This window comes from Clostridium sp. C105KSO13, from assembly GCF_001517425.1.
GTDB lineage: Bacteria > Bacillota > Clostridia > Lachnospirales > Lachnospiraceae > Muricomes.
In genome coordinates, this window is the sequence record NZ_FBWL01000154.1 from 35,294 (window position 1) to 60,901 (window position 25,608).

The window sequence follows — 25,608 nt, forward strand, 5'->3', positions numbered from 1 at the left end:
TTTAGGGTAATATATAAGAAGTACAACCTTTCTGCAAAGATAGGATATTATAATGTAAGAGTCAAAAGGTATTTTGACCCTTGATACCTGGTATTATATTATTGGAGGTTTTTATGATTAAATTAGTGGCAAGTGATTTGGACGGCACACTCCTTCAGGGTGACGCGCAGAAACTCACTCCCCGTGCCATAGAACTGATACATGAACTTATACAAAAGGGCATACATTTTGTGGCTGCCAGCGGAAGGCAGTATGACAACCTGAGAAGGTTATTCGATGAGGTTAAAGATGACATTTCTTATGTAGCAGAGAACGGTTCCATCTGTTTACATCAGGGAAAGGTCATATCCCGGGCTACAATTACCAGGGATCTGACGGCAAGAATCATTGCGGAAATTAAAAAACAGGAGGATTTTGAGATCCTTCTGTCCAGACAAGATGCCTGCTTTATAGAGAATAATGACCCGGCATTTGTCAACCACATCGTAAATGTAATGAAAAATACTACACAGGTTGTGGAGGATGTCTCAAAGGTTGAAGGTCCTATTTTAAAAATTGCCATCTGTAATATGACAGAAGGTCCCCATATCGTAGATAAGTATCTTAAATACCTTCAGGATATGTTCGGTGATGAGATAAAAGTTGTAACTTCGGGGAATCTCTGGATTGACTTCATCGCACCGGGCACCAACAAAGGAACCGCTCTGCAGAATCTATTGAATCTTTTTAATGTAAAGCCGGAAGAATGCATGGCCTTTGGAGACCAGTACAACGATGTGGAAATGCTTCAGCTCGCCGGCACCAGCTATGCGATGTCAAATGCGGCGCCGGGGATTGCCTACTATTCTACTTATGTTACGGATTCTGTGGAGGAAGTCCTTGAAGACCTGGCTGCTGAGCAAGATTATTAAGAGACATCTCATAGGGAGCCTTTATGGCTCCCTATTCTGTTATGATACCTGCCGTAGCCTTTTTCATGACCCAGATACATGGGGCCGCACGGACTTTTTTACTCCCATCTCTCCTCGATTTCAGTAATCATATCCACTCTTCGCTGGTGCCGTCCGCCCTCTTCAAAGCCGGTGTCCAGCCATACTTCCACAATCATCTTTGCAAGCTCTATTCCGATTACCCTGGAACCAAAGGCCAGTATATTGCAATTATTGTGCATCCTTGCCATGCGGGCTGTAAAGGGCTCGCTGCATACCGCGGCACGCACACCCTTGACCTTGTTTGCAGATAATGAAATTCCAAGTCCGGTACCACAGATTAATATCCCCTGATCCACCTCGTGATTGACGACAGCACGTCCGACAATCTCGCCATATATAGGATAATCCGTGCTTTCGGCGCTATCCGTACCGTAATCCACAACCTCATGTCCTCTTTCTTTCAAAAGTTTAATAATCGCAGCCTTCATTTCCAGAGCTGAGTGATCATTTCCTATACCTATTGTCATCTTATTCCTCTCCTTTTAGAGTACCTTTCAAAATCAGTAATACAGTATTATTCTCTACCAGGATAAGAAAATTGTCAAGAGTGAACCTGATATACTAGCGTAGAGCTGGTACTTTGCCGGATTTCTCTGCAGGTGTCCCGACAAAAATAAAACCTAAAAATCTTACAAGTGTATACACTACCAGTATGACCGCAATGATGGTTTCAATAAGCGCTACATACTTTAGCGCCGGAATCGGGCGACCCATGTTTACCAGACAGGCAGCTGTCTGCTTAGATGCAATGGCACTGATTACAAACGGAAACGTAAAAGCTGAGTAACTGGGATAAAATGGAAGCCTCAAATATCCTACAGCTTTTATCAGGGCAAATATGTACAAAATACCTGACACTATAAACATTCCCATTAAAAGACCATATGACTTGGGATTTACAGACTGAACATATCCTGCAGCACAAAGACTTACAGGTGCCGCATAAATGCAGATCAATGGTTTTGCCGGCTCCATAACATCTTTATATTTGATGTAACGCATTGTAACCAGCATAAGCAGTATAATCAGCACTATTAAACCAAACCAGAACGCCGCCGTTCCGATGGAAAGCTGTTCATAAGCAGGAGCTGTGACAGCCGCAGTGACTATACCCACATATACAATGTAATAGCTGGCAAATACTTTCGGCATCTGCAGCTTGAAAATAAACTTCACAGTAAAGTAAATAATCAATGCAATGTGGAGCAATATTGCCAGAAACCAGATAGCCAATGCTACATTTCCGATAAATGGCTTCACGTATACACTGAGAAGCATCAAAGCCATAGGAAAGGTTCCTGACACACTTGCCATAATCGGGTTCTTCATATCTTCTTTTATCATATTCGGGAACATAATCAGCTTCAGAAGAAGCAGGATCAAAAGAAGCCCTGCCACAATTCCGCATATACTGCGAATTCCTTCCGAATAGCTCTGCAGCAAATTTCCAAGTGCTGCTGTTCCCAGCATAACACCGCTAAGAGGCACCGGTACTTTTTTTATAATAGCGCTCATTTTTCATACCTCCGATCTACGCTGTCTTTGCATCCTGGTTAGTCAAGCCCAGTTCCCGCACTATAATATCTGCCACTTTCCATGCACAAAGGCCTGTATAGCGTATACATTGTTTCTTATGCTCACCTTTGCTCATATCAAATTCCTTAGTCAGTACGCGGCAACAGACACTGTTTTTACCTGTAGCCTGCTTAAACCATGTATGCAGTTCATTAGTGAGTTCCATACACTTCACCACTTTCGGGTCCTGAGGACCTCCTTGTTCAGTCCGTCCAAAAAACATTCCCAGAGCCAGAATCCCGCCGTTTAAAGCTCCGCACATACATCCTGACTTTCCTGCTCCGACTGCCATGCCTGAAGCCATGGCAATCACTTCCCTTGGCACATCAAGTTCAAAATTATCCCGGATAGATGCCATCAGTGCCTCACAGCAAAAATATCCTCCTTTGAAATTCTCCTCCGCATCTTTTTGTACCTTACTAAGGCTGATTTCCTGTTTTACATTCATTTCCATATTTCCTCCAGTCTTTTGTTTATACTGCTATAATCATAACATTTTACTCATCTGTTGTCTTATTAATAATTCCCATAAAAAGGCACCGCCTATAGAATTAGCCTATAGGCGGCGCTCTATCAAAGTATAATGAAATAATGATAACGTATCATTATTTTTTCTTTTTTACGCTTGCAAAGATTGACTGCAGTACTATGAAGAAGCATAAGAGGGCAGACAGCGTAATTCTTACCCACCAGCTTGACAACGTACCCTGGGTTGTAATCAGGCTGGAAATTGTTCCCTTTATCAGGACCCCGAACAGGGTTCCAAAGGGGGTGCCCACACCGCCGCTCAGCAGAGTTCCACCGATAACAGCCGAAGAAATAGCGTCCATCTCGAGTCCTTTTGCCTGTTCAACGAACCCTGCGGTACTATTGAGACAGAATAAGAATCCACCGAGGCCAGCCAGAAAACCATCCAGCAGATACGCTTTCAATTTTGTTTTTCTCACATTCAGCCCCATCATCATAGCACTCTGCTCATTTCCTCCGATTGCATACACTGAACGGCCGAATTTTGTATATTTCATAATAATGATGATAACTACAAGCACAAGCAGTGCAATTACAACGGTGGGGTAAATATAAGCTGGTAGAAAATTACCTCGTTTACTATAGGATCCTATAGGTAGATATATCTTATAATTTGCCCATTTCAGGAAGGTCTCATTTTTAATAGAAATCATATCTGTACTGACAACGGAGGTCATCCCTCTTCCGAAAAACAGTCCTGCCAAAGTTACAATAAATGGCTGGATATCCAGATAGGCTACCAGTACTCCCTGCACAAGTCCAAACGCAAGGCCGATGGCCAGAGCGATTACAACTGCCATGTAAGCACTGGTCCCATGGTTCTCCATCTGATTTGCCACCACCATACATACCAGAGCAGTCACGGAACCTACGGAAATATCAATTCCGGCTGTAATCATAACAATTGTCTGCCCCATTGCAATAACCAAAAGGCCTGCATTGGATATAAACAGATTCAGGAACATCTGAGGTTTTGCAAACCCCTTGGAGGCAAAGACAATCATGCCGGCTCCATACATCACTATAAACAGGAGGACCGTAATCATCAGCAGGTAAGTGCTGCCGTTTATTTTTCTTCTGTTGGTTAATCTCTTCATTATTGATTCCCCCCTTCCGCTGCTGTTTTTTCCTTGTGCCCGGCTTTTAAAGATGACAGTGCCTTTTTAAATACAGGGCTTTGTAATGTAACAATGATGACAACAACTATTGCTTTATATACCGGAAGCTGATCTGCGGACACGTTCATCGCATAAAGGGTGGTCGTTAGTGCCTGTATTGTATATGCCCCGATTACAGAGCCCATCAGGCTGAACTTACCGCCGCCTAGAACATTGCCGCCCAGAGCTACAGCAAGAATAGCGTCCATTTCCAGGTTCAGTCCAATATTGTTGGCATCTGCGGAATAGATACGGCTTGAGGCAATCAGGCCTGCTGCCCCTGCCAGTAAACCACAGATAACATAAGTCAGAAATTTTATCATTGTGGAATTCAAGCCTACCAGCCGGGAGGCTGTTGAATTAATTCCGACACTTTCTATGTACAATCCCAGTGTTGTCCTTTTCAATATCAAATGTACAACAAGAATGACAAGCACTGCTGCGAAAATAGGTGTGGGAATCGGGCATTTCCCAATATAGCCTCCAAGTATTTTATAGCTACCTACCCTTACATAGGTAATCTGTCCCTTTGTAATTAACTGTGCAATCCCCCGGCCTGCCGTAAAGAGAATCAGAGTTGCAACCATAGGCTGTATATTTAGCTTTGCAACAAGAAATCCATTGAAAGCACCACACAGTGCTGCACCCAGCAGGCCGACAATAATTGCCAGAACAAAGGAATTCTGAAATGCGGTGGTGGAAGCTGCACCACCAGAAAGTATCTGACAGCACAGAGCGGCCGCAACTGTCATCACAGCACCCACGCTGATGTCCTGTCCTCCGGAGGCTGCTGTCACAAGGGTCATACCTACCGCAAGAACAACAAGCTCAGAGGCACGGTTGATCACATCTATGATGTAACCATACAGCACCCCATTATTTACAGAGATTTTAAAGAATCCCGGTGTAGTAATCACATTGACCAGAAGCACAACCAGAAGACATACCAAAGGCATAAACAGGCGCATACCCGTTATTTTCTTTATATTCCATTTCTTTTCCATCTTATTCTTCACCTCCGGCAATTGCTTTCATAATTCCATCCTGAGACAATTCATTGCCTTCCAGTTCTCCTACCTTCCTGCCGTCGCGCAGAACTGCCATTCTGGAACAGGTACGCAGCATTTCTTCAATTTCCGAAGAAATAAATGTTACTGCCATACCCTGATCTGCCAGATCCAGCACTAACTTCTGAATCTCCGTCTTCGTTCCAATATCAATTCCTCTCGTAGGTTCATCCAGTATCAAATATTCCGGATTCGTTAATAGCCATCTGCCAATAATCACTTTTTGTTGATTACCTCCTGAGAGACTCTTGACCGGAGTCTCACGGCTGGCAGTTTTAATCTGTAGAAGATTAATATATTTGTCTGCAGCTTCCTCCATTTCTTTTCGGCTCATGGGTTTAAAAATACCTCGTTTTGCCTGAAGCGCAAGAATGATATTTTCACGCACAGACAAATCCTGAATAATTCCATCCCTTTTTCTGTCCTCAGGAAGATAGGCCATTCCCTTTTTCATTGCATCCAAAGGAGTGGTGATCTTTTCGGGTTTCCCCTTAATCTCCACTGCTCCCGTATCTGGCTTATCTGCACCGTAGATGGCCCTCACAAGCTCTGAGCGGCCGGAGCCGAGCAGACCGGACAGCCCTATAACTTCTCCTCTGCGTACTTTCAGGTTAAAAGGTTTAATGGTTCCTTTTCTCCCCAGCTCTTTTGCCTCTACAATAGTTTCCGCATTTTTATAATTCTTTTCGCCGTGGGCACTCTTTATATCTGCCAGGTCGTCAAAGTCCTTACCCATCATCTTTGCAACAAGCATGACTCTGGGAAGTTCCTTCACCTCATACTCTCCCACCAGTTCTCCGTTTCGAAGTACTGTAATTCTGTCGCATACTGCATAGACCTGCTCCAGAAAGTGTGTTACAAATATAATTCCTACACCTTCATTTTTCAGTTTTCTCATAAGCATGAACAGCTTTTCTACTTCCTCGTCATCCAGAGATGATGTAGGTTCATCCAGTATCAGCACTTTACATTTCATGTCCACTGCGCGGGCAATAGCAATCATCTGTTGATTTGCAATGGAGCACTCTTCCAGGTTCTGTGTCTCAGGAACGTCTATATTTAAATTCCGCAATATCTCTCCAGACCTTTTATTCATGGTTTTCCAGTCAATCATACCTGCCTTTCTCGGTTCCCTTCCGATAAAAAGATTCTCTGCTACGGTCAGGTTCGGGCATAGATTAATCTCCTGATAAACTGTACTTATGCCTATATTCTGGGCTTCCTGGGGCGAACGGTTCACAACTGGCTTTTCCATTCCCGCCATGTGTATTTCGCCGGATTCAAAATCATGCACCCCCGTCAGCACCTTAATCAATGTAGATTTTCCGGCACCGTTTTCCCCCATCAGTGCATGTATCTCTCCCTTTTTCAGTGTAAAATCTACATGCTGCAGTGCTTTCACTCCGGGAAACGTTTTCGAGATATCTTTCATTGTCAATACAATATTATTTTCCATTCGGGGCTCACCTCTTTCTTACTATGTTTCCTATTACATAAAAATGGCGTGGCAGCATATCAGGTATGTATGCCTCCTGTTGCCTGCCACGCCGTTAATTTATAATATTGGGGCAGAAGCTTTTCGCCCCATGATACCTACGGATTAGTATGCACGTCCGTCAAGGATTTCCTGTGTAATCTGGGTTACATCGAATTCTTCTTCAGCATCCAGACTGTTTACTGCTTTAACCTTGGCTACATCATCGCCATGAGTAAATATTTCTTCAGCTACATAATTCAGCTTTTCTACTTCTTCCCCTGCTTCTAATTTCTTGATCAGTTCTTCTGCACGGGGACCATGTAATGGGTTACACTCAACATCACATGCAATCTTGCCTGAGAGTGTGTCTGTAAGACCTGCGTTCGTTGTGTCGAAAGAGATGACAGCAATTTCACCGTTCTTAATATCGCCGCCTACAGTCTTGCCTGCTGCCTCGATTGCATCGATAGCGCCAAATGCTTCATTATCATTTTCGCAGTAAACTACATTGATATTATCATATTGTTTCAGCATGGACTCCATAACTTCCTGTCCCTTCGCCTGTGTAAACTCACCGGTCTGCTGTGCCAGCAGGTTCCATCCGTATTTCTCCACACCTTCTTCAAGACCTTTGGTTCGTCCGATCTGCGCTGTGGACCCGATAGTTCCCTGTATATTAACGATGTTTAGCTCTTCCGGCTTAACTTCTTTCGCCTGGGCATACTGATTCAGCCAGTCCGCCGCTTTTCTTCCTTCCTGCAGAGCGTCTGTTCCGATCCATGTAGTATAAAGATCATCGTCTGACACATCAACCATACGATCGACAATGATAATCGGGATATCCGCATCCTTTGCTTCCTGGAGTACTGTATCCCACCCTGTCTCTGTTACCGGAGCTAATAGTATGTAATCTACTTCCTGCTGAATGAAATTACGAATCGCTGTAATCTGATTCTCCTGTTTCTGCTGTGCATCATCAAAAATCAGCTCATATCCATTTTCACTGCTGAAGGTATCCTTCATTGACTCAGAGTTTGCAGTACGCCAGTCTGATTCAGCACCGACCTGGGAAAAACCTATTGTCAGTACATCGCTGCCGCTCTCACTCTTTTTTGTGTCGTCGGAAGCTGTGCTCTTACTGTCACCCTTTCCACCGCATCCCGCCAGCAAAGCTGCCGTCATTGCCATACAAAGTGTTGCCGCCAAAACTTTCCTTTTCATTTCATAATCCTCCTTATTATTGATGCTCTATACTTTAATCATCTATACATATCTTAGCGGATATCTGCCAAATAAGAAACAGACTATCATTTTAAGTTTTTATACTTTTTTATGTTTTTTTATGCTCAACTTACATAAAAGGGGTTTTTTTATAAAAAGGGTTCGTTATTTTTTGTTTTTATTATGACCGTTGCCACTGTCCCTTTATTTTCTTCGCTCTCAAAGAAAACACCGTATTCCTCTCCATAATAATATTGAAGACGCTGATTTACATTCGCCAGGCCGAAACCACTGTTGTCCACCTCTTTGTCCTTTCCGCAGATGATTTTTTGAAGCTGCTTAAGATTATCCGGGCTCATACCGATACCATTGTCCTCCACCCTAAAATAAATCTTCTGTCCTTCTTTTCTTCCTGTAATCCGGATCATGCCGCGCCCTCTTTTGTTCTTAATACCATGGTACAGCGCATTTTCCACCAGCGGCTGCAAAGTAAGTTTGGGAATACTGAACTGATAAAGATCTTCTCCGATTTCTATCTTATAATCCATAATGTCCTGATAGCGGAACTGCTGTATTTTCAGGTAACTTTCTATATGTGACTTTTCCTCTTTCACAGTAATATAATCCTTCCCTTTACTTAAAGTGGTGCGGAAGAATTCCGACAGCGAACCCACCATAGAAACTACCTCCTCCGTCTTCTTTGCCTCCGCAAGCCACATAATCGTATCCAGTGTATTGTAGAGAAAGTGTGGATTAATCTGAGCCTGCAGAAGTTTTGATTCTGTAATTCTTAAATTTTTTTCCTGGTTCTTTATGTTTTCGATGAGCACCCCTATCTCAGCTGTCATATTATTAAAGCTATCCGTGAGTACAGCAATTTCATCCACAGTCTCAATCTTCGTCGTCGCCGTAAAATCCCCTTTTGCAACCTTTCTGGCCTGGGTACAGAGTTTTTTTATGGGACGGGTGACACTTTGTACTGTCAGTATAGACAGACCGATGGATATTACAACTGTCACACACAGGGCTCCCACACTGAATTCTATTGCATGCCTGGTCTGTCTTTCCAGGTCTGCCTTTGCCTCGTCAAAATTCCTTGTTTCGTTGTAAACATACTCCTGTAGTGCCCCTTGAATTACCGTAGTGAGACCGCTGCTTCCCCGTATATTCAGATCCAGATATTCAATCTTCTCATCATAGGGTTTTTCGTCTGCGATCATTTTCTCCAGCTCTGCCACGTTTTTCTTCAAAGATTCCAAACTGTTCTTCACAAGAATAATTTTCCGTTCATTAATAGAAGCTGTAGCCATCTGAGACAATTCATCACATACCTTTGACAGTTCATCGCTGTATTCATAGGGATCCACCGTCACGATTCCATTGATTGTAGTCTCCCCATCCCCCAGCTCTTCTGTAGTTTTATTTCCTATCACCGACAGATACATGCTATAATCAACCCGCTCTTTAAATTCCTTAGAATAAAAGTTCGCATAAGTGGCACTCTCTGTTATAGCGCTGTATGCACCTGCTGATCTTAAGAGAGTCGTCACAAGGTAAATAATCACAAAAATCATCGGTATAAATACTGCACAGGGAATCAATGCAATTCTTTTATTTAATGTTAAAGATATTCTTCCCCTCTTCATTCCCGCTCTCGCTTTCCCCTGTACCGGTACTCTTTCGGTGAGCAATCCTGTGTTTTTTTAAATATGTAACTGAAATAATGAGGATCCTTGTATCCTACCTCGTAGCCTATTTCCGATGTCTTCAGTGCAGAGCACATCAAGAGTTCTTTCGCCTTGTCCATGCGAACATCCGTCAGATATTCCACAAAAGTCCTGCCCACTTCTCTGCCAAACACGGAGCTGAAATAACTGGGGCTCATATTTACAGCTGCGGCGGCCGTATTTAAAGATACATCATCTGACATATAATTGGCCTCAATATATGCTTTCGCTGTTTTAATTACATCTAAATACCTGCTGCCGCTCACCGTATCCCGCCGCTCAATGGTAATCTTCAGCAGATCTCCCACATATTTCTTCACCTCGGCTGCTGTTGTCACCCGCTGCAGAGCTTCCTCCAGATCTTCAGCCTCCCCGGCACGTTCTTCCCTAGATATTCCCAGCTTTCCGCAGAAAGAGCTTGCCACAACATACATATCCATAGTAATATACTGCCGCATCAGAGAAGACTGCAGATTTTCCTTCGGTATTTCCTCAAAATACGCTGCGACGAAACTCTCCACCTCCTCCAATGTTCCTTTTTTCAGAAACTTCTCCATCAATGTTCGGTTTCTTTCCATCACATCCAGATTCTGTACATTGAATGTTTCCTTTTCATGAAGAAGCTTAATGTCTCTGCTCGTTAATATCTGTCTGGAGTCGTTAATAAAACGGGTGGCAAACACTCTTCCCGCCTCTTCGTAGGAATCCCCCAGTTCCCGAATGCGTGACACAGGACCTCCAACACCACCAAAATACTCAACATCCGGATATTGCTCCATAATCTCCTTTAAATATTGTTTCAGTCTTTGTACGACTTTCTGAAGATCAGTCCCGGACTCCGCCATTGACAGAAAGGCCCAGCCTTCCACACCTTTCCGGAAACAGTATACTCCCTGTATCACATTCTGTGCCTCTTCCACTTTAGCGTACGCCTGCATAGCCTGCTTTGGTGTTTCGTAATCGTCTATTTTTACTGACACTTTAAAGAGCATCACACTGTAAACCCGTGCGCTTAAATCCATACCCAGATCTTTTGCCCACCCTACAGCATCTCCCATGGATATATTTCCTGCTGCCAGAGATGTGAACAATTTCATCTTTTCATTTTCCACATTTTCCTGGTTATCCTTTTGAAACTGCTCCTTCAGAGCCTGCTCCTGGCGTTCCTGTTCCAATTCCCCCCTGATATTTCCCAGCGCCTCCAAAAGCTTCACAGAAGAAACCGGCTTCAGCAGATATTCCGCCACTCCCAGATGGATGGCCTCCTTTGCATAGTCAAATTCATTATATCCGCTTAGAATCAAAATTTTAATATCCGGCAGTTCCTCGCGGACAAGTCGGCTTAACTCCAGCCCGTCCATAAAAGGCATCCTAATGTCCGTAATTAATATATCCGGCTTCTCCGACATAATCATAGGATATGCCAATTCTCCGTCACTGGCCTCCCCCACAAATTCATAACCCTCTTTCTCCCAGTCAATACTGCTTTTAATGGCACTTCTTATTACAATTTCATCCTCTACGAGAAAAACCTTTATCATAAACTCCCTCCACTTTGCATACGCTCTCGTTTAACGGCAGGTAAACCCGATATGTCTATTCAAGATTTGCATGCAGCTTAAACATTTCTTCTTCTGTCTTTGCCAGTTTGTCCATCAGTATCATGATTACATTATCACATATAAGCCAGGTCATCTGCTCGAAAGCATTTCCCATAGGCTGCACGGATGTAACATTGCTCTTAAATTCACTCTTCGGTGTACTGCCCGGAACATGTACCACCGCATCTGCCATGCTTCCAATCGACGCTTCCGGGAAGATGGTAATTGTAGCCACTGAAGCACCCTGTTTTTTTGCTTTTACAGCCATGACCTTCAGACTGCCGGTCTCACCGGATCCGGACACAATAATCAGTAAATCAGCTTTCTGTATGGAGGGTGTGGTAGGTTCCCCCACAAAATAAACCGTGAGCCCCAAGTGCATCAGCCGATTGGAAAATGCTCTTGCTACAAATCCGGAACGTCCTGCTCCGGCCACAAAAACTCTTTTTGCTGTCTGGATTTTATCCGCAAATTTTTCCAGATCCTCCTGACGAATTTGTTCTGCATTTTCTTCCAGCTCCTCCAATATTTTCTTTAAGACTACTGCCTCTGCCATTTTATTAACACTCCTCCATGCTTTTCTTTATCTCTTTTGCGGCCTTTAGAGGATTTTTCGCATGTGTTATGCCGCTTCCCACAATCAGCACTTCTGGTTTCAAAGCTGCATATTTCGGTGTTGTGTCGGCACTGATACCTCCCGCAACCGATATCCTGGCAGTTTTGCAATACTCGGCCATCACCCGCAGATCATCTATAGGTTTACGTCCTGCCGCCTGCTGATCCGTACCTACATGGACTGCCAGACCGTGAGCTCCAAGATTCTCCAGCTCTCTAATACGCTTGGGCATATCCGGGACACAAATCATATCCACAACAATTTCTTTATCGTACTTCTCTGCTGCCTCGATGCAGCCCTTTATTGTCAGGTTGTCTGTAATTCCCAGTACTGTCACATAATCAGCACCCGCCTTCAGAGCCTCCTCAGCTTCGTAATAGCCTGCATCCATAATTTTCATATCCGCCAGTATTTCCTTTGCAAAGAAGTGCTGCTTAAACATCTTCACCGCTCTCATTCCCTCCTGGTAAATAAAAGGAGTTCCAATCTCGATAATATCAATATAATCCTGCACCTTCTCTGTCAATTCAAGTGCATCATCAAAAGTTAAGTCATCCAGTGCCAGTTGTAATTTCATATCCTTCTCCTTCATTAGAAATTTTAGTGTTCACTTCTGAGGAACTCTTCTACTTCTCCTGCTTTAGGAATCGACACCTGTGCTCCCATTCTGGATACACAAATTCCTGCCGCAGCGTGGGCAAACCGAATTGCGTCCCGCATTTTATCCCCCTTGCAAAGACGTATGGCAAGAGCTGCTCCGAAAGTATCTCCCGCCGCTGTGGAATCTACTGCTTTCACCTTAAAACAAGGAATTAGTTCCGCGGTTTTCCCATCGTACAGCAATGCCCCCCGGGAGCCAAGTTTTAATACCACATACTCCGGCTTAGCTTCTTCATACAGAACCTTTGCTGCTTCTATTGCTTTATCCGTTGTCTCGGGACTGATACCGGTGAGGGCCTCTGTCTCCACTTCATTTGGAGATAGAATATAAAGCCCCTCCAGTCTTTTCAGCGGAATGTGCATTGCCGGACCTGCATCTAAAAACACCGGAACTTCTCTTTCCTTTGCCAGCTCATAAGTCCGGTACACTGTTTCCAACGGCATTTCCAGCTGCATAATTACCATATCAAACCGTCGCACATCCATTGCAGCTTTGACATCCGCCTCACAGATACCGCCATTTGCCCCCATGGCAACATAGGAAACATAACGCCCGTCCTCATGAAGCAGCATCAGGGCAAACCCCGTCTGCCTGTCGGGATCTGTCACGATACAGTCGGTGTGCACCCCGGCTTTTTTCAGCTCTTTTCGAAGTGATTCTCCATTTGTATCATCTCCCAGGCGTCCCACCATTGTTACATCCGCCCCCTGCAGAGCTGACGCAATTGCCTGGTTGGAGCCTTTTCCACCTGTAGCATAGCCGTAATTTCCGCATAACACGGACTCTCCGAACTTCGGAAGCGTATTCGCTCCCTCCATAAAAAGATCCATATTCATACTTCCCACTACTAATATCCTCGGTTTCTCCATAAATATCCTCCCTTACTAGCCTCTTGCATAAACAGAACAATAACTCATAAGTCATGAATTTTAAGAACCGGTGTCAAAATAATCTGTTTCAACGGCATCTGGGGATATGCTACTCTGTCACTCAGCAGATTCATTGCATGACGTCCCATTTGATTGCCGTCCCGTTCAATATAACTGAAGTTATTATTAATAATGTCAAACGCCTCTATTCGATCCAGCCCTATGCATGCAATATCTTTCGATAAGCGTTCTCCGCGTTCGTACAATGCTTTCAAAAAACCCAGACTTGTCCTGTTATTACAGGTCAATACCGCCGTTGGTCTGTTTTCCATGGCAAGAAGCTTTTTTGAAAAATTATACGCTGTGGTCATTCGGTAGTCACCCTCAAATATATATTTCCTGTTCATAGGAAGGCCGGCTTCCCTCATTGCCTTTTCATATCCTCTGTAGCGTCCTCTGGCCAGTACTCTATCCATGGTGGCATTTAAAAGACCTATTTTGGTATGTCCTGCATGTATCAGTGCCTTTGCAGCCTCACACATGGCTTTCTCGTCATCAAAAAATACACCATCGTATTCTTCCATACTGTCTGTCTGCCGGTCCATAATTACAATTGGCACATTCAAATCTTTTAAAAGCTTATTAATTGATATCTGCTGTTCCTTTGTAGTGTAGTCCACCGCAGGAGTGTAAATCAGCCCCCTCACCCTGTGCCCTTTCAGCATCAGTAAAGCCTTTTTATCCTTTTCTGCACTGTCATCCGAGTTACAGCAAATCATCATATAGTTACTCTTATCTGCGATTTCTGTAATCCCTCTTAATATATCTCCGAAAAAAGGGTTATCTACTTCGGGCACGATTACACCAATCGTATCAGACTGCCGTCCAGACAAATTCCGCGCCGCTGCCGATGGTGAAAAATTCTGTTCTTTCATAATATTGAGAATACGTTCCTTTGTTTCCGGTTTAACGGAAGCTGATCCATTGAGCACACGCGATACTGTAGCTTTCGAAACACCGGCTTCTCTTGCAATGTCATTAATCGTAAATTCCTTGGGCATGGACTTTTCTCCTTATCCTATGATACTCCTCAGTTTACGGATTCCCGGCTGTACCTGATCAAGTCCGCGCAGAAAACTTGAGGTTCCTGCCACAAAGATATCTGCGTGTTTTTTCGACATTTCTCCTGCCAAGTCATAGCTTACATTGCCGTCCACCTCAATCTCGATATTGGAGTACCCTTGTGCATCCAGATAATTCCGACAGTCTTCTATCTTCCGGATGGTCTGAGGAATTGCCTTCTGCCCGGCAAACCCCGGATTAACGGTCATCACCAGCAGGCCGTCCATGTCATCTAAAACGTACCGGAGGCTTTCCACCCTTGTGGCCGGATTAATAGCAACCATCGTTTTGGCTTCGGCCGCCTTTATTGCCTGCAAGGTCTTTTGTAAATGCTGGGTGCTTTCCGGATGTACAGACACATATTCTCCCTCCTGAAAATCAAACCACTCAATTTTCCTTTCCGGGTTATTAACCATCAAATGTACATCCAGGGGGATATTTGTTAATTTGCGCAGCTGTTTAACATAATCTGTTCCCAGAGTATAGTTGGGAACATACTCACCGTCCATTATATCAATATGCAGGTACTCAATTCCCTCTTTTTCAAATATCTGCAGATATTCTTTCAATTTGTCAATTTCAACACACATCATTGATGGGGATATCTTCTTCACTTTTTCCTCCTTACTCGGTTATATTTCCTACGAATAACAAAACTGCCACATTCGACATACTAATTTTGTAAGTCACTAAATATTCTTGGCATGTAACCGGTTACAATATAAGATAAATATAACCCTATTTCTTTCTGCTTGTCAATAGTTTCCCAGTTTCAGGAAATCCTGCGGCTCTTGATAAAAAAATAGCTGTCCTTTTATAAACAGAAGAAGACTTATGACTGGTTATTTTCACTATGTTTTGTTATAATTATGTAAAAATATATCAGGGACGTTTTCTATGAAGAAGAATTTTACAGTATCTACATTAAAAATAAATAATGCAAAGAATGTGCTAAATTATATTTACACCCAAAAACGGGCTACCCCTCAGATGCTGCAGGAAGCTACTTTGCTCAGCCGGCCCACTATAGCACAGATTCTCAGGGAACTTCAGGAAGATCATCTCATTTTTCCGGGTGGACTTGCTGACTCTACCGGAGGACGGAAAGCGATGTTATACGAATTTAATCCGGGTATTAAAGTCACCATCGGGGTTGAACTGCTAATTGACCATTATGAGATAGTAGCAATTGATTTGTATGCAGAAATTATAAAATTCGAGAAATTTAACCTGATATTTTCTGACAGCGAAGCCTACTTCAATGAAGTCTGCAGTTCTGTTAATCACTTTATTGACAGTTTAAATATTAGCCACGGCCAGATACTCGGCGTAGGCATTGCACTCCAGGCGTTGATTTCTGCCGATGGGAGGCATATTATTTACGGAAAGGTTTTAAACTGCACCGGAATGGATATTGAGGAATTCAACAGCCGGATTCCTTATCCGTGCACTTTTAATCACGATGCAGAGTCCAGTGCGAATGTAGAATTATGGAGGAATCCTCTTCTAAAAAACGCTGTTTATTTTAATATTCGTTCGGACGTGAGCGGTGCCATCATTATTGACCGCAAGTTTTTTAAAGGTGGTGAATATAAGAGCGGCGTGTTTGAACACATGACTATTGTTCCGGGCGGAGAACCCTGTTACTGCGGAAAACGGGGATGTGTGAATTCCTATTGCTCACTGGCAGCCCTTTTGGGGCCCCGGGAAGATATTCAGCACTTTTTCTATATGCTGCGCAAAGGCACTGTTTCCTATCAGAAACGCTGGGATAAGTATCTGGAATATCTGGCCATCGCCGTGGACAACCTGCACATGGCGATTAACTGTGATGTTATCCTTGGAGGAAACCTTTCCCGCTACTTGGTTAACAGCGACATTGAAAGACTTCATGACCTGGTGAATAAACGGACAGCATTTCCCGCCGCAGATTCATACATCAGTATCAGCTCCTGCTTCAATATTCCTCTATGTATAGGAGCCGCATTGCCTTTCATAGAAAAATACAAAAACAAAATTATGTAATGATAAAAAGAGGCTGCTGCTTCACAGATGAACACTTCATCCATGGAGCAGCAGCCTTTTGTTTTAACTTTTTTACTTTACCATAGTTGCAAAATCTAATTCTTTATCCGCATATTCTTTTACATTAGAAGAATCGATTACAACGGTACCCGCATCTACGAATTCCTCCACGCTCTCCCCATCAAAGATTTTAATTGCCGTATCCACCGCCGTCTGTCCCAGAAGTACCGGATCATTAGAGGCTGTACATTCATATTTGCCGTCCTGAATCTGAAGAACTGCTTCCATCAGGCCATCCACACCACATACCATTATATCCGAAAGTCCCTGCTCAGCACATACCTGTGCTGCTCCCAGTGCCATGTCATCATTGTGTCCGAAAATAGCGACTACATCTTTATTAGCCTGGAGTAAATCCTGGGTGGCAGGAATTGCCTTGGATCGATCATAGTCGCAATAGGAGGACTGTACAACCTTCAAACCGGGCACCTTATCTATTGCTTCATGGAATCCATCTCTTCTGTTCATCATAGTTGTGGAACCGGCTGTTCCCTGAATTTCAAGAATGGTTCCTGCAGCGCTTTCACCGCCCAGCAACTCAATCAGTTTTTCGCCGACAAGACGACCCATTTCTACGTTATCACGGCCAACCCAAGCAGTATAGTCCTTCTTTACATTTTTATCAACAGTTACAACAGGGATACCTGCGTTTTTACAAGCTTCAATGCCAGCAGAAGGACCATCTTCATTTACCGGATTAATAATAAGCATATTAATTCCCTGAGAAATTAGATCCTGGATATCCTTATTTTGTTTTGCAATATCATTATCTGCATTAAGTGAAACAACGCTGATATCTTTTCCCTTGGCATAATCTTCGATAATGGGAGTCATATTTGCGAAAAAGGGCGTATCCTGTGAACAATTAGAAAAACCGATTTTAAGTTCATCATCCTTTTTCACTTCTTTACTTGTTGTTTCCTTACTTTTGTCTGTACTGTCACTTTTGTTTTCATTCTCTGTTGTAACGGCACCACAGCCTGCTGTAGCAAGCACCAGTGCAGCTGCCATTGTTAATGCTGTTAACTTTTTCAACTTCATGTTTTTTCCTCCTAAAAATGATTTGATAATTAACTTATCGGGGCCCCGATAATATCTGAAAAGCCGTGGCTGTTCATTCTTGAGCACAGTAGAAATATCTCTACTCCTTTCTATCTTTTCCTTTAGAAACAAATTGATTTAGTAACAATGCAAATATAATAATGGCGCCCTTTGCAATTCTTTGATAATAAGAAGGCAGCCCAACTAGGTTGAAAATGTTGGTGATAATCTGGAGTAAAAAGACGCCCCCAAAGGTCCCCCCTATAGAACCGATTCCGCCGCTTAAGCTGGCTCCGCCGATAACACTTGCGGCAATGGCATCCAGTTCATAGCCATTACCAGCCGTAGGCTGACCTGTGGACATCCAGGATGCTGTCAGTACACCTGCAAACCCTGAAAGCAGGCCACTTATCATATAGGTAATGGCATAATTTCTTTTTGTCTTAATTCCCGAGAGCATAGCAGCTTCACGATTTCCGCCTATGGCAAACAGACTTCTTCCGAAAATAGAATATTTCAGCATAAAAGCAAATATAATCGTCAGGACAATCCAGAATAAGCCGCTGATGGCAACTCTGCCGAACAAGAAACCTCCGCCCAGAATGTGAAAAGCATCACCGAGTCCAAACACAGGATTTCCGCTTGTAGTCAGCAGTGCGGCGCCCCTTCCGATCTCCATCATGGCAAGAGAGGCAATAAAATCAGGGAGATTAAACCTTGCGATTAAAACACCTGTCAACAGTCCCATAGCTGTGCCTACGGCAATACCGGCAAGGCAGCCAAGCAGGATGGATACGCCGCTTCCATTCATTTTCTCCACAATGATAGAAGCAATCATCCCAGAAAATGCCAGAACAGAACCTACGGAAAGATCGATCCCACCTAAAAGTATAACAAGTGTCATGCCGATTGCGACAATTCCAGGAATGGAGGCTTGCTGAAGCAGATTCAGAAAATTCCCCATGGTCAGAAAGTTAGGAGATAAAATCGTAGATATTAGTATAAAAACAATGAGTAATATAGCTAAATTATACTTCCTGACAATCTCATTAAAATTCATTTTTTGTTTCATTTCGTACTCCTCCCAATTACTGATGCATGCATAATCTGATCCGCATTAAAGTTTGCTTTGTTAGTTTCCAACACTTGTTTCCCATCATATATTACATGGATATTGTCACTGACACGCAGCAGCTCCTGCAATTCCGAGGAAACCATAATAACGCTTTTTCCCATTTCTGTCATTTCTCGGATTAACTTATAAATCTCTTCCTTTGCGACTACATCTATCCCCTGCGTCGGTTCATCCAGCAGCAATATATCACAGTCCTTCATCAGCCATTTAGCCAATATTACCTTCTGCTGATTTCCACCGGAAAGGCTGCCCGCCGCAGTCTGGATGGAAGGAGTCTTAATATTTAGTTTTTTGATATAGTCACGGCATTCTTCATTTATAGCCTGATAATTGATTCTTGCTTTCCTTTTAAATTGGGGCAGAGATACCATGGTTACATTTTCCCAGACCGGCAGAAGAAGTACCAGACCCTGAGTCTTTCTACTCTCCGGTGCCAGACCGATTTTATGCTGCACTGCTTCCTGGGAACTTTTAAAGTTCACTTTTTCTCCGTGAATTCGTATTTCCCCTTGCAGAACCGGCTTAAGTCCAAAAACAGACTGCAGAATTTCTGTTCTGCCTGCACCCACCAGGCCATAAAGACCAAGCACTTCTCCTTTATGCAATTTGAAGCTAATATCAGATACCTTATAATTACACATATTATTTAATTCCAGGACAACTTCACTGGATACTTTGTGGACTTCTGCTTCCTCATGTTCGATTTGGCATATGGTAATTCCAGTCATATATTCCACAAGACTGTCTTCTGTCAGGTCCACCGTATCTTTGCAGACCACAAATTTTCCGTCACGTAATACTGTAATCCGGTCACCGACAACAAAAAGCTCTTCCAGATGATGTGATATATAAATAATTGTGATTCCCTTCTCCTTTAAATCATGAATTACCTTTACTAATATTTCAAATTCTGACCTTGACAGGGTAGAGGAGGGCTCATCCATTACAATTAATTTGGCATTGCATGCCAGGGCCTTCATAATTTCCGTCAGCTGCTTCTGTCCCATATTTAGGGAGGATACTTTAGCTTTGGCATCGATTCGTATGTTAAGTCCGTCTGCGAGGTCCTGGGTCATACTGTAAACCTTTTTCCAGTCTACTGCTCCCAGTGCAGTCCGTGGATAGTTATTTATGTAGACATTTTCTCCTACGGTCAATTCATTAAACAGGGACAGCTCCTGATAAATAACCGCAATACCTTCTTTTCTTCTTTTTTCCGTACTATGTGACTTAAGAAGTTTATTGTCAAAATAGATCTCCCCCTCATCTTCGGTGTAAGCTCCTGATAAAACCTTCATTAATGTAGATTTTCCTGCCCCATTGGCACCTATCAGACAATGTACTTCTCCCCGCCTGGCAACAAAATCAACATGGTCCAGAGCTTTTACACCCGGAAATATTTTAACAATTTTTTTCATTTCTAAAATATTTTCACCACACACATGTATTCCTCCCATTCGTCCGCATTTATGTAAATCAACTTTACATAAGAATACCTTCTAACTCGTTTTGTGTCAATTATACTATTTGTATGTTTTTCAATTCGTAATTTTGTTATATATGCACATAGTTCCATTTTTTCTGTTTTTATTTGTGTCTATTTGATATATTTTTTGTAATAATATTGGGAAAAATACATAAATATAGTCGTTACATTTTTATCACTTGTTTTTATTTCAATCAGAAAATATCACTGCATATACAAAAATTATCAGTACATCAAAAGTATTTTTTGTCATATTTCAAGAGATCCTGTATAACATCTTATATTTGTTTGTGAAATTATTATTAATCATAAAATCAATTAAAATTATACCCAAATTTTTTGTTATTATTTTGGTTATTTTTATCGATTGACACAAAAACGAATTCATTGTAATCTTATGTAAACATTGTTTTCATAAGTTTTAAAATCACGTGATTTAATTTTTTTACATTTCCGCTTGGCTCGTTTCTCGCGGGAATACACAAATCAGCTACATGAAAGGATGGAATGAATGATGAACAATATACCGGAGAAAATGAATGCATTGGTTGCCTATGCCCCGGGAGATTATCGGTATGAGCAGGTAGAAACTCCCAGAGCTGGAGAAGGGGAAATGATTCTTAAGGTTGAAGCCTGTGGGATCTGTGCCGGAGATGTAAAGGCCTACCACGGAGCAAAAAGCTTTTGGGGAGGCGACGGGAATCCACCATATATTAAGGCTCCCATGATTCCGGGCCACGAATTTGTAGGCCATGTAGTGGAAATGGGTCCAAATGTAAAGGGCGACTGGAAAATAGGTGACAGAATCTGTCCTGAACAGATTGTCCCCTGCGGTGAGTGTATGTTCTGCAAAACAGGGCGCTACTGGATGTGCGAAAAGCATGATCTTTTTGGATTCCAGAATAATGTAAACGGGGGTATGGCTGAATACGTGCGACTGACAAAAGAAGCTATTCCTTATCTGATCCCCGAATCACTGGCTTTAGAAAAAGCTATATTGACAGAACCCTATGCCTGCTCCTGGCACTGTGTTGACAGAGCGCAGATCGGAAATACGGACATTGTGGTCTTATCCGGTGTAGGCACTCTTGGCCTTGGGATGGTAGGCGCCATCAGACAGAGAAATCCCAAAACATTAGTCGTTCTGGACATGAACGATGCCCGTCTGAAAAAAGCAAAGGAATTTGGTGCGGACATTATCATGAATCCGGGAAAAACAGACGTGGTCAGTGCCATCAAAGATTTAACCGAAGGTTATGGATGCGATATTTACATAGAGGCAACCGGTCACCCCTCCAGCGTGGAGCAGGGGCTTCAGTGTATACGCAAGATGGGGCGATTCGTAGAATTTTCTGTCTTTGCCGAGAAAGTATCCGTAGATTGGAGTATCATCAGTGACAGAAAAGAACTGGACCTGCTTGGAGTCCACCTCAGCCCTTATTGTTATGACACTGTTATCGACTGGATTGAAAGCGGCAAACTTCCCACAGATGGTGTTGTGTCCCACAAACTTCCACTTACCAGCTGGAAAGAAGGGTTTGATGCAGCAGCTGCCGGCGCTGAAGGAACCTTTAAAGTCGTACTGGTACCGGAACCAATACAATAGAAACAAAACTTTACAGACAGGAGGAGTCAGCCATGCAAAGAATTTTAAACAACCCAGATGATATTGTAGATGAAATGTTGGAAGGTTTCTTAAAAACTCATTCTGATATGGTAGAACCTACCGGGAACTCCCGGGTTGTTAAAGCAAAAAATATACCGGAAGGCAAAGTCGGTGTTATAACCGGCGGCGGTTCCGGCCATAAACCAGCTTTTATAGGATATGTGGGTAAAAATATGTGTGATGCCGCAGCGGTAGGGGAGATTTGTTCCTCCCCCACCGCAGCTGCATTTCTGGATGCCTGCAAAGCCGTATCCCAGGATAAAGGTGTGGCCTGCCTTTACGGAAATTACTCCGGAGATAACATGAATGTGAAAATGGCAGTGAAAATGGCCAAAAAAGCCGGTATTAACGTGAAAACAGTAGTTGCCAACGATGATGTAGCATCGGCACCCAAAGATCAGAGAGAAAAAAGGCGTGGAGTTGCCGGTGAAATCTTTATGTGGAAAGCCGGAGGTGCAAAGGCTGCTCTGGGCGGCAGCTTGGACGAGGTTATTGCCGCAGCCCAGAAGGCAATTGACAGCACTAGGAGTGTGGGCATTGGCCTGACTCCCTGTACTCTCCCCGCAGTAGGACACCCCAATTTTGAAATTAAAGAAGGAACAATGGAGGTAGGTATCGGACATCACGGCGAACCTGGCATTGAAGTCTGTAAGCTGGAAGATGCCGCCCAGATGGCAAAACGCATGGTTGATATTGTTCTTCCCGATTATCCTTTTGCAGAGGGTGATGAAGTTGCGGTCCTTGTTTCCGGTCTCGGTGCCACTCCGGTCATGGAGTTATATGTTCTTTACAATGAAATCGAAAAACTTTTGAAAGAAAAAGGTATACATATTTATAAACCCTATGTGGGAAATTATTTTACATCTTTAGATATGATGGGAGCCACACTGACTGTCATGAAGCTGGATGATGAGCTGAAAGAACTGATAGACCTGCCTGTTAATACGATGGGAATGAAACAGATATAGGGGGGGGAATGACAATGACTGTATTTAAAAATACAGATGGAAAGCCGGTTTTGCTTAATATAGTAAAAGCCATTCAGGACAACAAAACCTATCTGGGAGACATAGATGGTCTGATTGGTGACGGCGACCACGGCATGAATATGAACAAAGGATTTACACTTTTTGAAAATCGTTTTAAAGACATGGATTTCACATTCACAGAGGGAATGAATGAACTAGGAAACATCCTGTTTTCGGAAATCGGTGGCTCCATGGGACCTATCTACGGAACAATTTTTATGGATGTCTCCGAGGCCGGCGAAGATTTGGACGATATCACCGTTTCTGACCTGAGCACTATGCTGGAAGCGGGATTAAACGGGCTTCAGGAAATTGTAGAGGCACAGGTAGGGGACAAAACTCTTGTCGATACTTTATCTCCTGCAGTCGACAGCCTGAAAGCATCCTCCGATGCCGGAGAAGATTACAGTACTGCTCTGGGAAAAATGAAGGCAGCGGCAGTAGCCGGCAAAGAATCCACGAAGGACCTTGTTGCTAAATTCGGACGCTCCAGCCGTCTTGGCGAGCGATCCAGGGGCGTGTTGGATGCAGGTGCCGTGTCTTGCTGTATCATTCTTACAGCAATGGCAGACGGGATTTGCAAAGAGCTGTCCTAACACAGGGAATTTACAAAAATCAGATATTTTATTTAGGAGGAATTTGAGATGAAGATTGTGATCGGGTGTGATCCTAATGCGCAGGAGGCAAAGGAAGAACTCATAAAATTTATGGAGGCCAAAGGCTATGGAGAAATTACTGATTTTGGGAGTGAAGACCCGATTTATGCAAATGTGGCAGTGAAAGTTGCAGAGGCTGTAGCCTCGAAAAAATATGACCGCGGAATCCTAATTTGCGGAACAGGCATTGGTGTTTCCATTTCGGCAAATAAAGTAAAAGGGGCATATGCAGCGTTGCTTTCTGACATATATTCGGCCAAAAGAGCACGGCTCAGCAACGATGCAAACATTGCCTGCATGGGGGCTTTCACTACCGGTAATAAGCTTAGAGAAGAATTAATAGATGCATTTCTAACAAATGAGTTCCAGGAAGGCTGTTCTTCTCAGCCCAAGGTGGATGCCTTTGTATCATACGATAATGCACGCTAATATACTCGTTCTAGATTTGATTAGAGAACAGATATGCTTTCCAGTAAATAACTGAAAAGCATATCTGTTTTTATGCCTGGAATTTTGTTAATTCTACAAAGCCTGGGCTTTTTCTATTTTCTGTATCCATTCTTTTTTGAGTTCCCATGTCATTCCCTGTATATACTCATCGTCCTCCACAGGAACCTCAAGTAGATTGCTCCAGCTTTTTTTAATTTCCTGTTTTTCAATTGGATAAAAGGAAGTAGAGAATATGTCCAGATTATCCCGGATTCCCCTTTTTTCGATCCACTTTTGAAATTCCTCTTCTTCCTGCTCTGATTTTCCGACATAGTTTAGATTCAGAATTCGGTTCCATTTACGGGTGTCAAAGATGATAAGCTTTTCTTTGGGTATCCCCAGTTCTAAATAATACATGCCCTCACTTCCATAAATATGATGCGCGTATTTATAGTTCCAGATAGGACTTTCTGCGTCCGCAGGCTTTGGTATCAGCTCTTTGGCACATTGTGCAAGGTACTGATATGCTTCCCGGAAAATCCATGCAGTCTCTTTGTACTTATCTTCCACATAGCTTTTTTTTACCACATACCGGCCGGTTTTATTCAGAGTATCCATTACGATCTCCTGCTGTCCGCTCCACATTGTGACCGTTTTATCAACTTTCACAATGCTCCACCTCCTTCACCCATTCCTTCTTAATCTCCCAGGTGGTTGCAAACCCCTTTTCCAAAGATTCCGGCCGCATCGTAAATAAACGCTCCCAGCTGTCTATAACCTTCTTTTTTAATAAGGGGTAGTGGTTTCCTTTTGCAGATCCTGCCAGCGCAGTTTCATCCGCAATACCATACTTCTCAAGCTCCTTCTCAAAATTCTCCCGATCCTTCCGGTCCTTCGGCACATACATGAGATTCCCTCGATAATCCCATTTTTCCATATCAATAATCAAGGCCTTATCTTCCGGAATTTCAACTCTCAGAGTAACGGTATTCGGAATCTTCTGCAGTCTGAAATCTTCTGACATGGAAAACCATATTGGATACTTTGTGTCTTCTGGAATGTTGATATAATCCCTGCTTTTTCGAGTGTACCATTCATAAAGTTTTAAGTAGTAATCAGCAATTGTGTCATTTTTAGCCCGGATGTACTTCTCTTTCACCTTGTAGCACCCGGTTTGTTCTATCTCCCCCCACACCTGGGGCACCTGGCGTGTCCATCCAATCAATGCTGCCAACTAGTTTTCCCTCCTTTATGTTTTTTATTACCTTTTGACCCTCGTATCTTTTAATTAATATATCCTGCCTTTTTCAATATCTCTTTTGCCTTTTCTAGGTTTGCATCAGATACCAGTATCACAGGGCCCGTACAGCCCATTCCGCTGTCCGCATAGATGCCTTCTTTCCACAGCGCTTTCACGCCCTCCTCCAGATCCATGATCTCGATTCCGGGGATCTGCTCCGTCACCACCT

25 protein-coding genes and 1 pseudogene are annotated in these 25,608 nt (G+C 43.1%); 6 read left to right on the forward strand and 20 right to left on the reverse strand.

The window, feature by feature from the left end; genetic code table 11:
* Nucleotides 1-113: 113 nt before the first annotated feature.
* The gene (locus BN3456_RS04625; protein WP_089982970.1) at nt 114-911 is read left to right on the forward strand and encodes an HAD family hydrolase; all 798 of its coding nucleotides are present in this window, start codon (nt 114-116) and stop codon (nt 909-911) included.
* Between the two features lie 98 nt (nt 912-1,009).
* Here BN3456_RS04625 and rpiB read toward each other — a convergent pair whose 3' ends face one another.
* The 14 genes from rpiB to BN3456_RS04695 all read right to left on the reverse strand — a co-directional run bounded on the left by rpiB (nt 1,010) and on the right by BN3456_RS04695 (nt 15,227).
* Nucleotides 1,010-1,459, reverse strand: a complete 450-nt coding sequence (rpiB, locus tag BN3456_RS04630; RefSeq protein WP_089982971.1) for a ribose 5-phosphate isomerase B — start codon at nt 1,457-1,459, stop codon at nt 1,010-1,012.
* A gap of 94 nt (nt 1,460-1,553) precedes the next feature.
* Nucleotides 1,554-2,507, reverse strand: coding sequence for a TDT family transporter (locus BN3456_RS04635; protein ID WP_089982972.1), 954 nt, complete (start codon nt 2,505-2,507; stop codon nt 1,554-1,556).
* Between the two features lie 16 nt (nt 2,508-2,523).
* A complete protein-coding gene (locus BN3456_RS04640) occupies nt 2,524-3,021 on the reverse strand; it encodes a C-GCAxxG-C-C family protein (RefSeq protein ID WP_347457800.1) in 498 nt (165 codons plus the stop codon).
* A gap of 151 nt (nt 3,022-3,172) precedes the next feature.
* Nucleotides 3,173-4,192: an ABC transporter permease subunit gene (locus tag BN3456_RS04645; protein ID WP_089982973.1), complete on the reverse strand. Its 1,020-nt coding sequence runs from the start codon at nt 4,190-4,192 to the stop codon at nt 3,173-3,175.
* Nucleotides 4,192-5,256 (reverse strand): ABC transporter permease, encoded by a 1,065-nt coding sequence (locus BN3456_RS04650; protein WP_089982974.1) that lies wholly within the window; start codon nt 5,254-5,256, stop codon nt 4,192-4,194. Before BN3456_RS04650 ends, BN3456_RS04645 begins: the two co-directional genes overlap by 1 nt.
* A gap of 1 nt (nt 5,257) precedes the next feature.
* Nucleotides 5,258-6,775: a sugar ABC transporter ATP-binding protein gene (locus BN3456_RS04655; protein WP_089982975.1), complete on the reverse strand. Its 1,518-nt coding sequence runs from the start codon at nt 6,773-6,775 to the stop codon at nt 5,258-5,260.
* Nucleotides 6,776-6,919: 144 nt separating this feature from the next.
* Nucleotides 6,920-8,017 carry an ABC transporter substrate-binding protein gene (locus tag BN3456_RS04660; protein ID WP_089982976.1) on the reverse strand — a complete coding sequence of 366 codons (1,098 nt, stop codon included), beginning with the start codon at nt 8,015-8,017 and terminating at the stop codon, nt 6,920-6,922.
* Between the two features lie 149 nt (nt 8,018-8,166).
* The gene (locus BN3456_RS04665) at nt 8,167-9,663 is read right to left on the reverse strand and encodes a sensor histidine kinase (RefSeq protein ID WP_089982977.1); all 1,497 of its coding nucleotides are present in this window, start codon (nt 9,661-9,663) and stop codon (nt 8,167-8,169) included.
* Entirely contained in the window at nt 9,660-11,285 is a 1,626-nt protein-coding gene (locus BN3456_RS04670) for a response regulator (protein ID WP_089982978.1), read from the reverse strand. The genes BN3456_RS04665 and BN3456_RS04670 overlap by 4 nt, the downstream gene beginning before the upstream one ends.
* A gap of 55 nt (nt 11,286-11,340) precedes the next feature.
* The gene (hxlB, locus tag BN3456_RS04675; RefSeq protein WP_089982979.1) at nt 11,341-11,901 is read right to left on the reverse strand and encodes a 6-phospho-3-hexuloisomerase; all 561 of its coding nucleotides are present in this window, start codon (nt 11,899-11,901) and stop codon (nt 11,341-11,343) included.
* Nucleotides 11,902-11,905: 4 nt separating this feature from the next.
* Nucleotides 11,906-12,538 carry a 3-hexulose-6-phosphate synthase gene (gene hxlA / locus BN3456_RS04680; RefSeq protein WP_089982980.1) on the reverse strand — a complete coding sequence of 211 codons (633 nt, stop codon included), beginning with the start codon at nt 12,536-12,538 and terminating at the stop codon, nt 11,906-11,908.
* Nucleotides 12,539-12,561: 23 nt separating this feature from the next.
* Entirely contained in the window at nt 12,562-13,491 is a 930-nt protein-coding gene (locus tag BN3456_RS04685; RefSeq protein ID WP_089982981.1) for a ribokinase, read from the reverse strand.
* Nucleotides 13,492-13,535: 44 nt separating this feature from the next.
* Nucleotides 13,536-14,552 (reverse strand): LacI family DNA-binding transcriptional regulator, encoded by a 1,017-nt coding sequence (locus BN3456_RS04690; protein WP_089982982.1) that lies wholly within the window; start codon nt 14,550-14,552, stop codon nt 13,536-13,538.
* Nucleotides 14,553-14,564: 12 nt separating this feature from the next.
* Entirely contained in the window at nt 14,565-15,227 is a 663-nt protein-coding gene (locus BN3456_RS04695; RefSeq protein ID WP_089982983.1) for a ribulose-phosphate 3-epimerase, read from the reverse strand.
* A 283-nt stretch (nt 15,228-15,510) separates the two neighbouring features.
* Between BN3456_RS04695 and BN3456_RS04700 the strand changes: the two genes are divergently transcribed.
* Nucleotides 15,511-16,638: an ROK family protein gene (locus BN3456_RS04700; RefSeq protein WP_089982984.1), complete on the forward strand. Its 1,128-nt coding sequence runs from the start codon at nt 15,511-15,513 to the stop codon at nt 16,636-16,638.
* 72 nt (nt 16,639-16,710) lie between these two features.
* On the opposite strand, the gene BN3456_RS04705 is transcribed toward BN3456_RS04700, so the two are convergent.
* From BN3456_RS04705 to BN3456_RS04715, 3 genes are all read right to left on the reverse strand, one after another.
* The gene (locus tag BN3456_RS04705; RefSeq protein ID WP_089982985.1) at nt 16,711-17,739 is read right to left on the reverse strand and encodes a sugar ABC transporter substrate-binding protein; all 1,029 of its coding nucleotides are present in this window, start codon (nt 17,737-17,739) and stop codon (nt 16,711-16,713) included.
* A gap of 100 nt (nt 17,740-17,839) precedes the next feature.
* Nucleotides 17,840-18,811 carry an ABC transporter permease gene (locus BN3456_RS04710; protein ID WP_089982986.1) on the reverse strand — a complete coding sequence of 324 codons (972 nt, stop codon included), beginning with the start codon at nt 18,809-18,811 and terminating at the stop codon, nt 17,840-17,842.
* A complete protein-coding gene (locus BN3456_RS04715; protein WP_176699097.1) occupies nt 18,808-20,316 on the reverse strand; it encodes a sugar ABC transporter ATP-binding protein in 1,509 nt (502 codons plus the stop codon). Before BN3456_RS04715 ends, BN3456_RS04710 begins: the two co-directional genes overlap by 4 nt.
* Before the next feature lie 555 nt (nt 20,317-20,871).
* On the opposite strand from BN3456_RS04715, the gene BN3456_RS04720 reads away from it, so the two are divergent.
* The 4 genes from BN3456_RS04720 to BN3456_RS04735 are packed head-to-tail and all read left to right on the forward strand — an operon-like array spanning nt 20,872 to nt 24,139.
* Nucleotides 20,872-21,966 (forward strand): alcohol dehydrogenase catalytic domain-containing protein, encoded by a 1,095-nt coding sequence (locus tag BN3456_RS04720; protein WP_347457805.1) that lies wholly within the window; start codon nt 20,872-20,874, stop codon nt 21,964-21,966.
* A gap of 32 nt (nt 21,967-21,998) precedes the next feature.
* The gene (locus tag BN3456_RS04725) at nt 21,999-22,994 is read left to right on the forward strand and encodes a dihydroxyacetone kinase subunit DhaK (RefSeq protein ID WP_089982988.1); all 996 of its coding nucleotides are present in this window, start codon (nt 21,999-22,001) and stop codon (nt 22,992-22,994) included.
* A 14-nt stretch (nt 22,995-23,008) separates the two neighbouring features.
* Nucleotides 23,009-23,650: a dihydroxyacetone kinase subunit DhaL gene (dhaL, locus tag BN3456_RS04730; protein ID WP_089982989.1), complete on the forward strand. Its 642-nt coding sequence runs from the start codon at nt 23,009-23,011 to the stop codon at nt 23,648-23,650.
* Between the two features lie 48 nt (nt 23,651-23,698).
* Nucleotides 23,699-24,139, forward strand: coding sequence for an RpiB/LacA/LacB family sugar-phosphate isomerase (locus tag BN3456_RS04735; protein WP_089982990.1), 441 nt, complete (start codon nt 23,699-23,701; stop codon nt 24,137-24,139).
* Between the two features lie 93 nt (nt 24,140-24,232).
* On the opposite strand, the gene BN3456_RS04740 is transcribed toward BN3456_RS04735, so the two are convergent.
* The 3 genes and pseudogenes from BN3456_RS04740 to BN3456_RS04750 form a co-directional block, all read right to left on the reverse strand.
* A complete protein-coding gene (locus BN3456_RS04740) occupies nt 24,233-24,808 on the reverse strand; it encodes a DUF3841 domain-containing protein (RefSeq protein WP_089982991.1) in 576 nt (191 codons plus the stop codon).
* Complete coding sequence (locus tag BN3456_RS04745) at nt 24,798-25,373, reverse strand: DUF3841 domain-containing protein (protein ID WP_242862800.1); 576 nt, start codon at nt 25,371-25,373, stop codon at nt 24,798-24,800. Before BN3456_RS04745 ends, BN3456_RS04740 begins: the two co-directional genes overlap by 11 nt.
* A 50-nt stretch (nt 25,374-25,423) precedes the next feature.
* Nucleotides 25,424-25,608: pseudogene (locus BN3456_RS04750) on the reverse strand (glycine reductase); the annotation flags it as partial.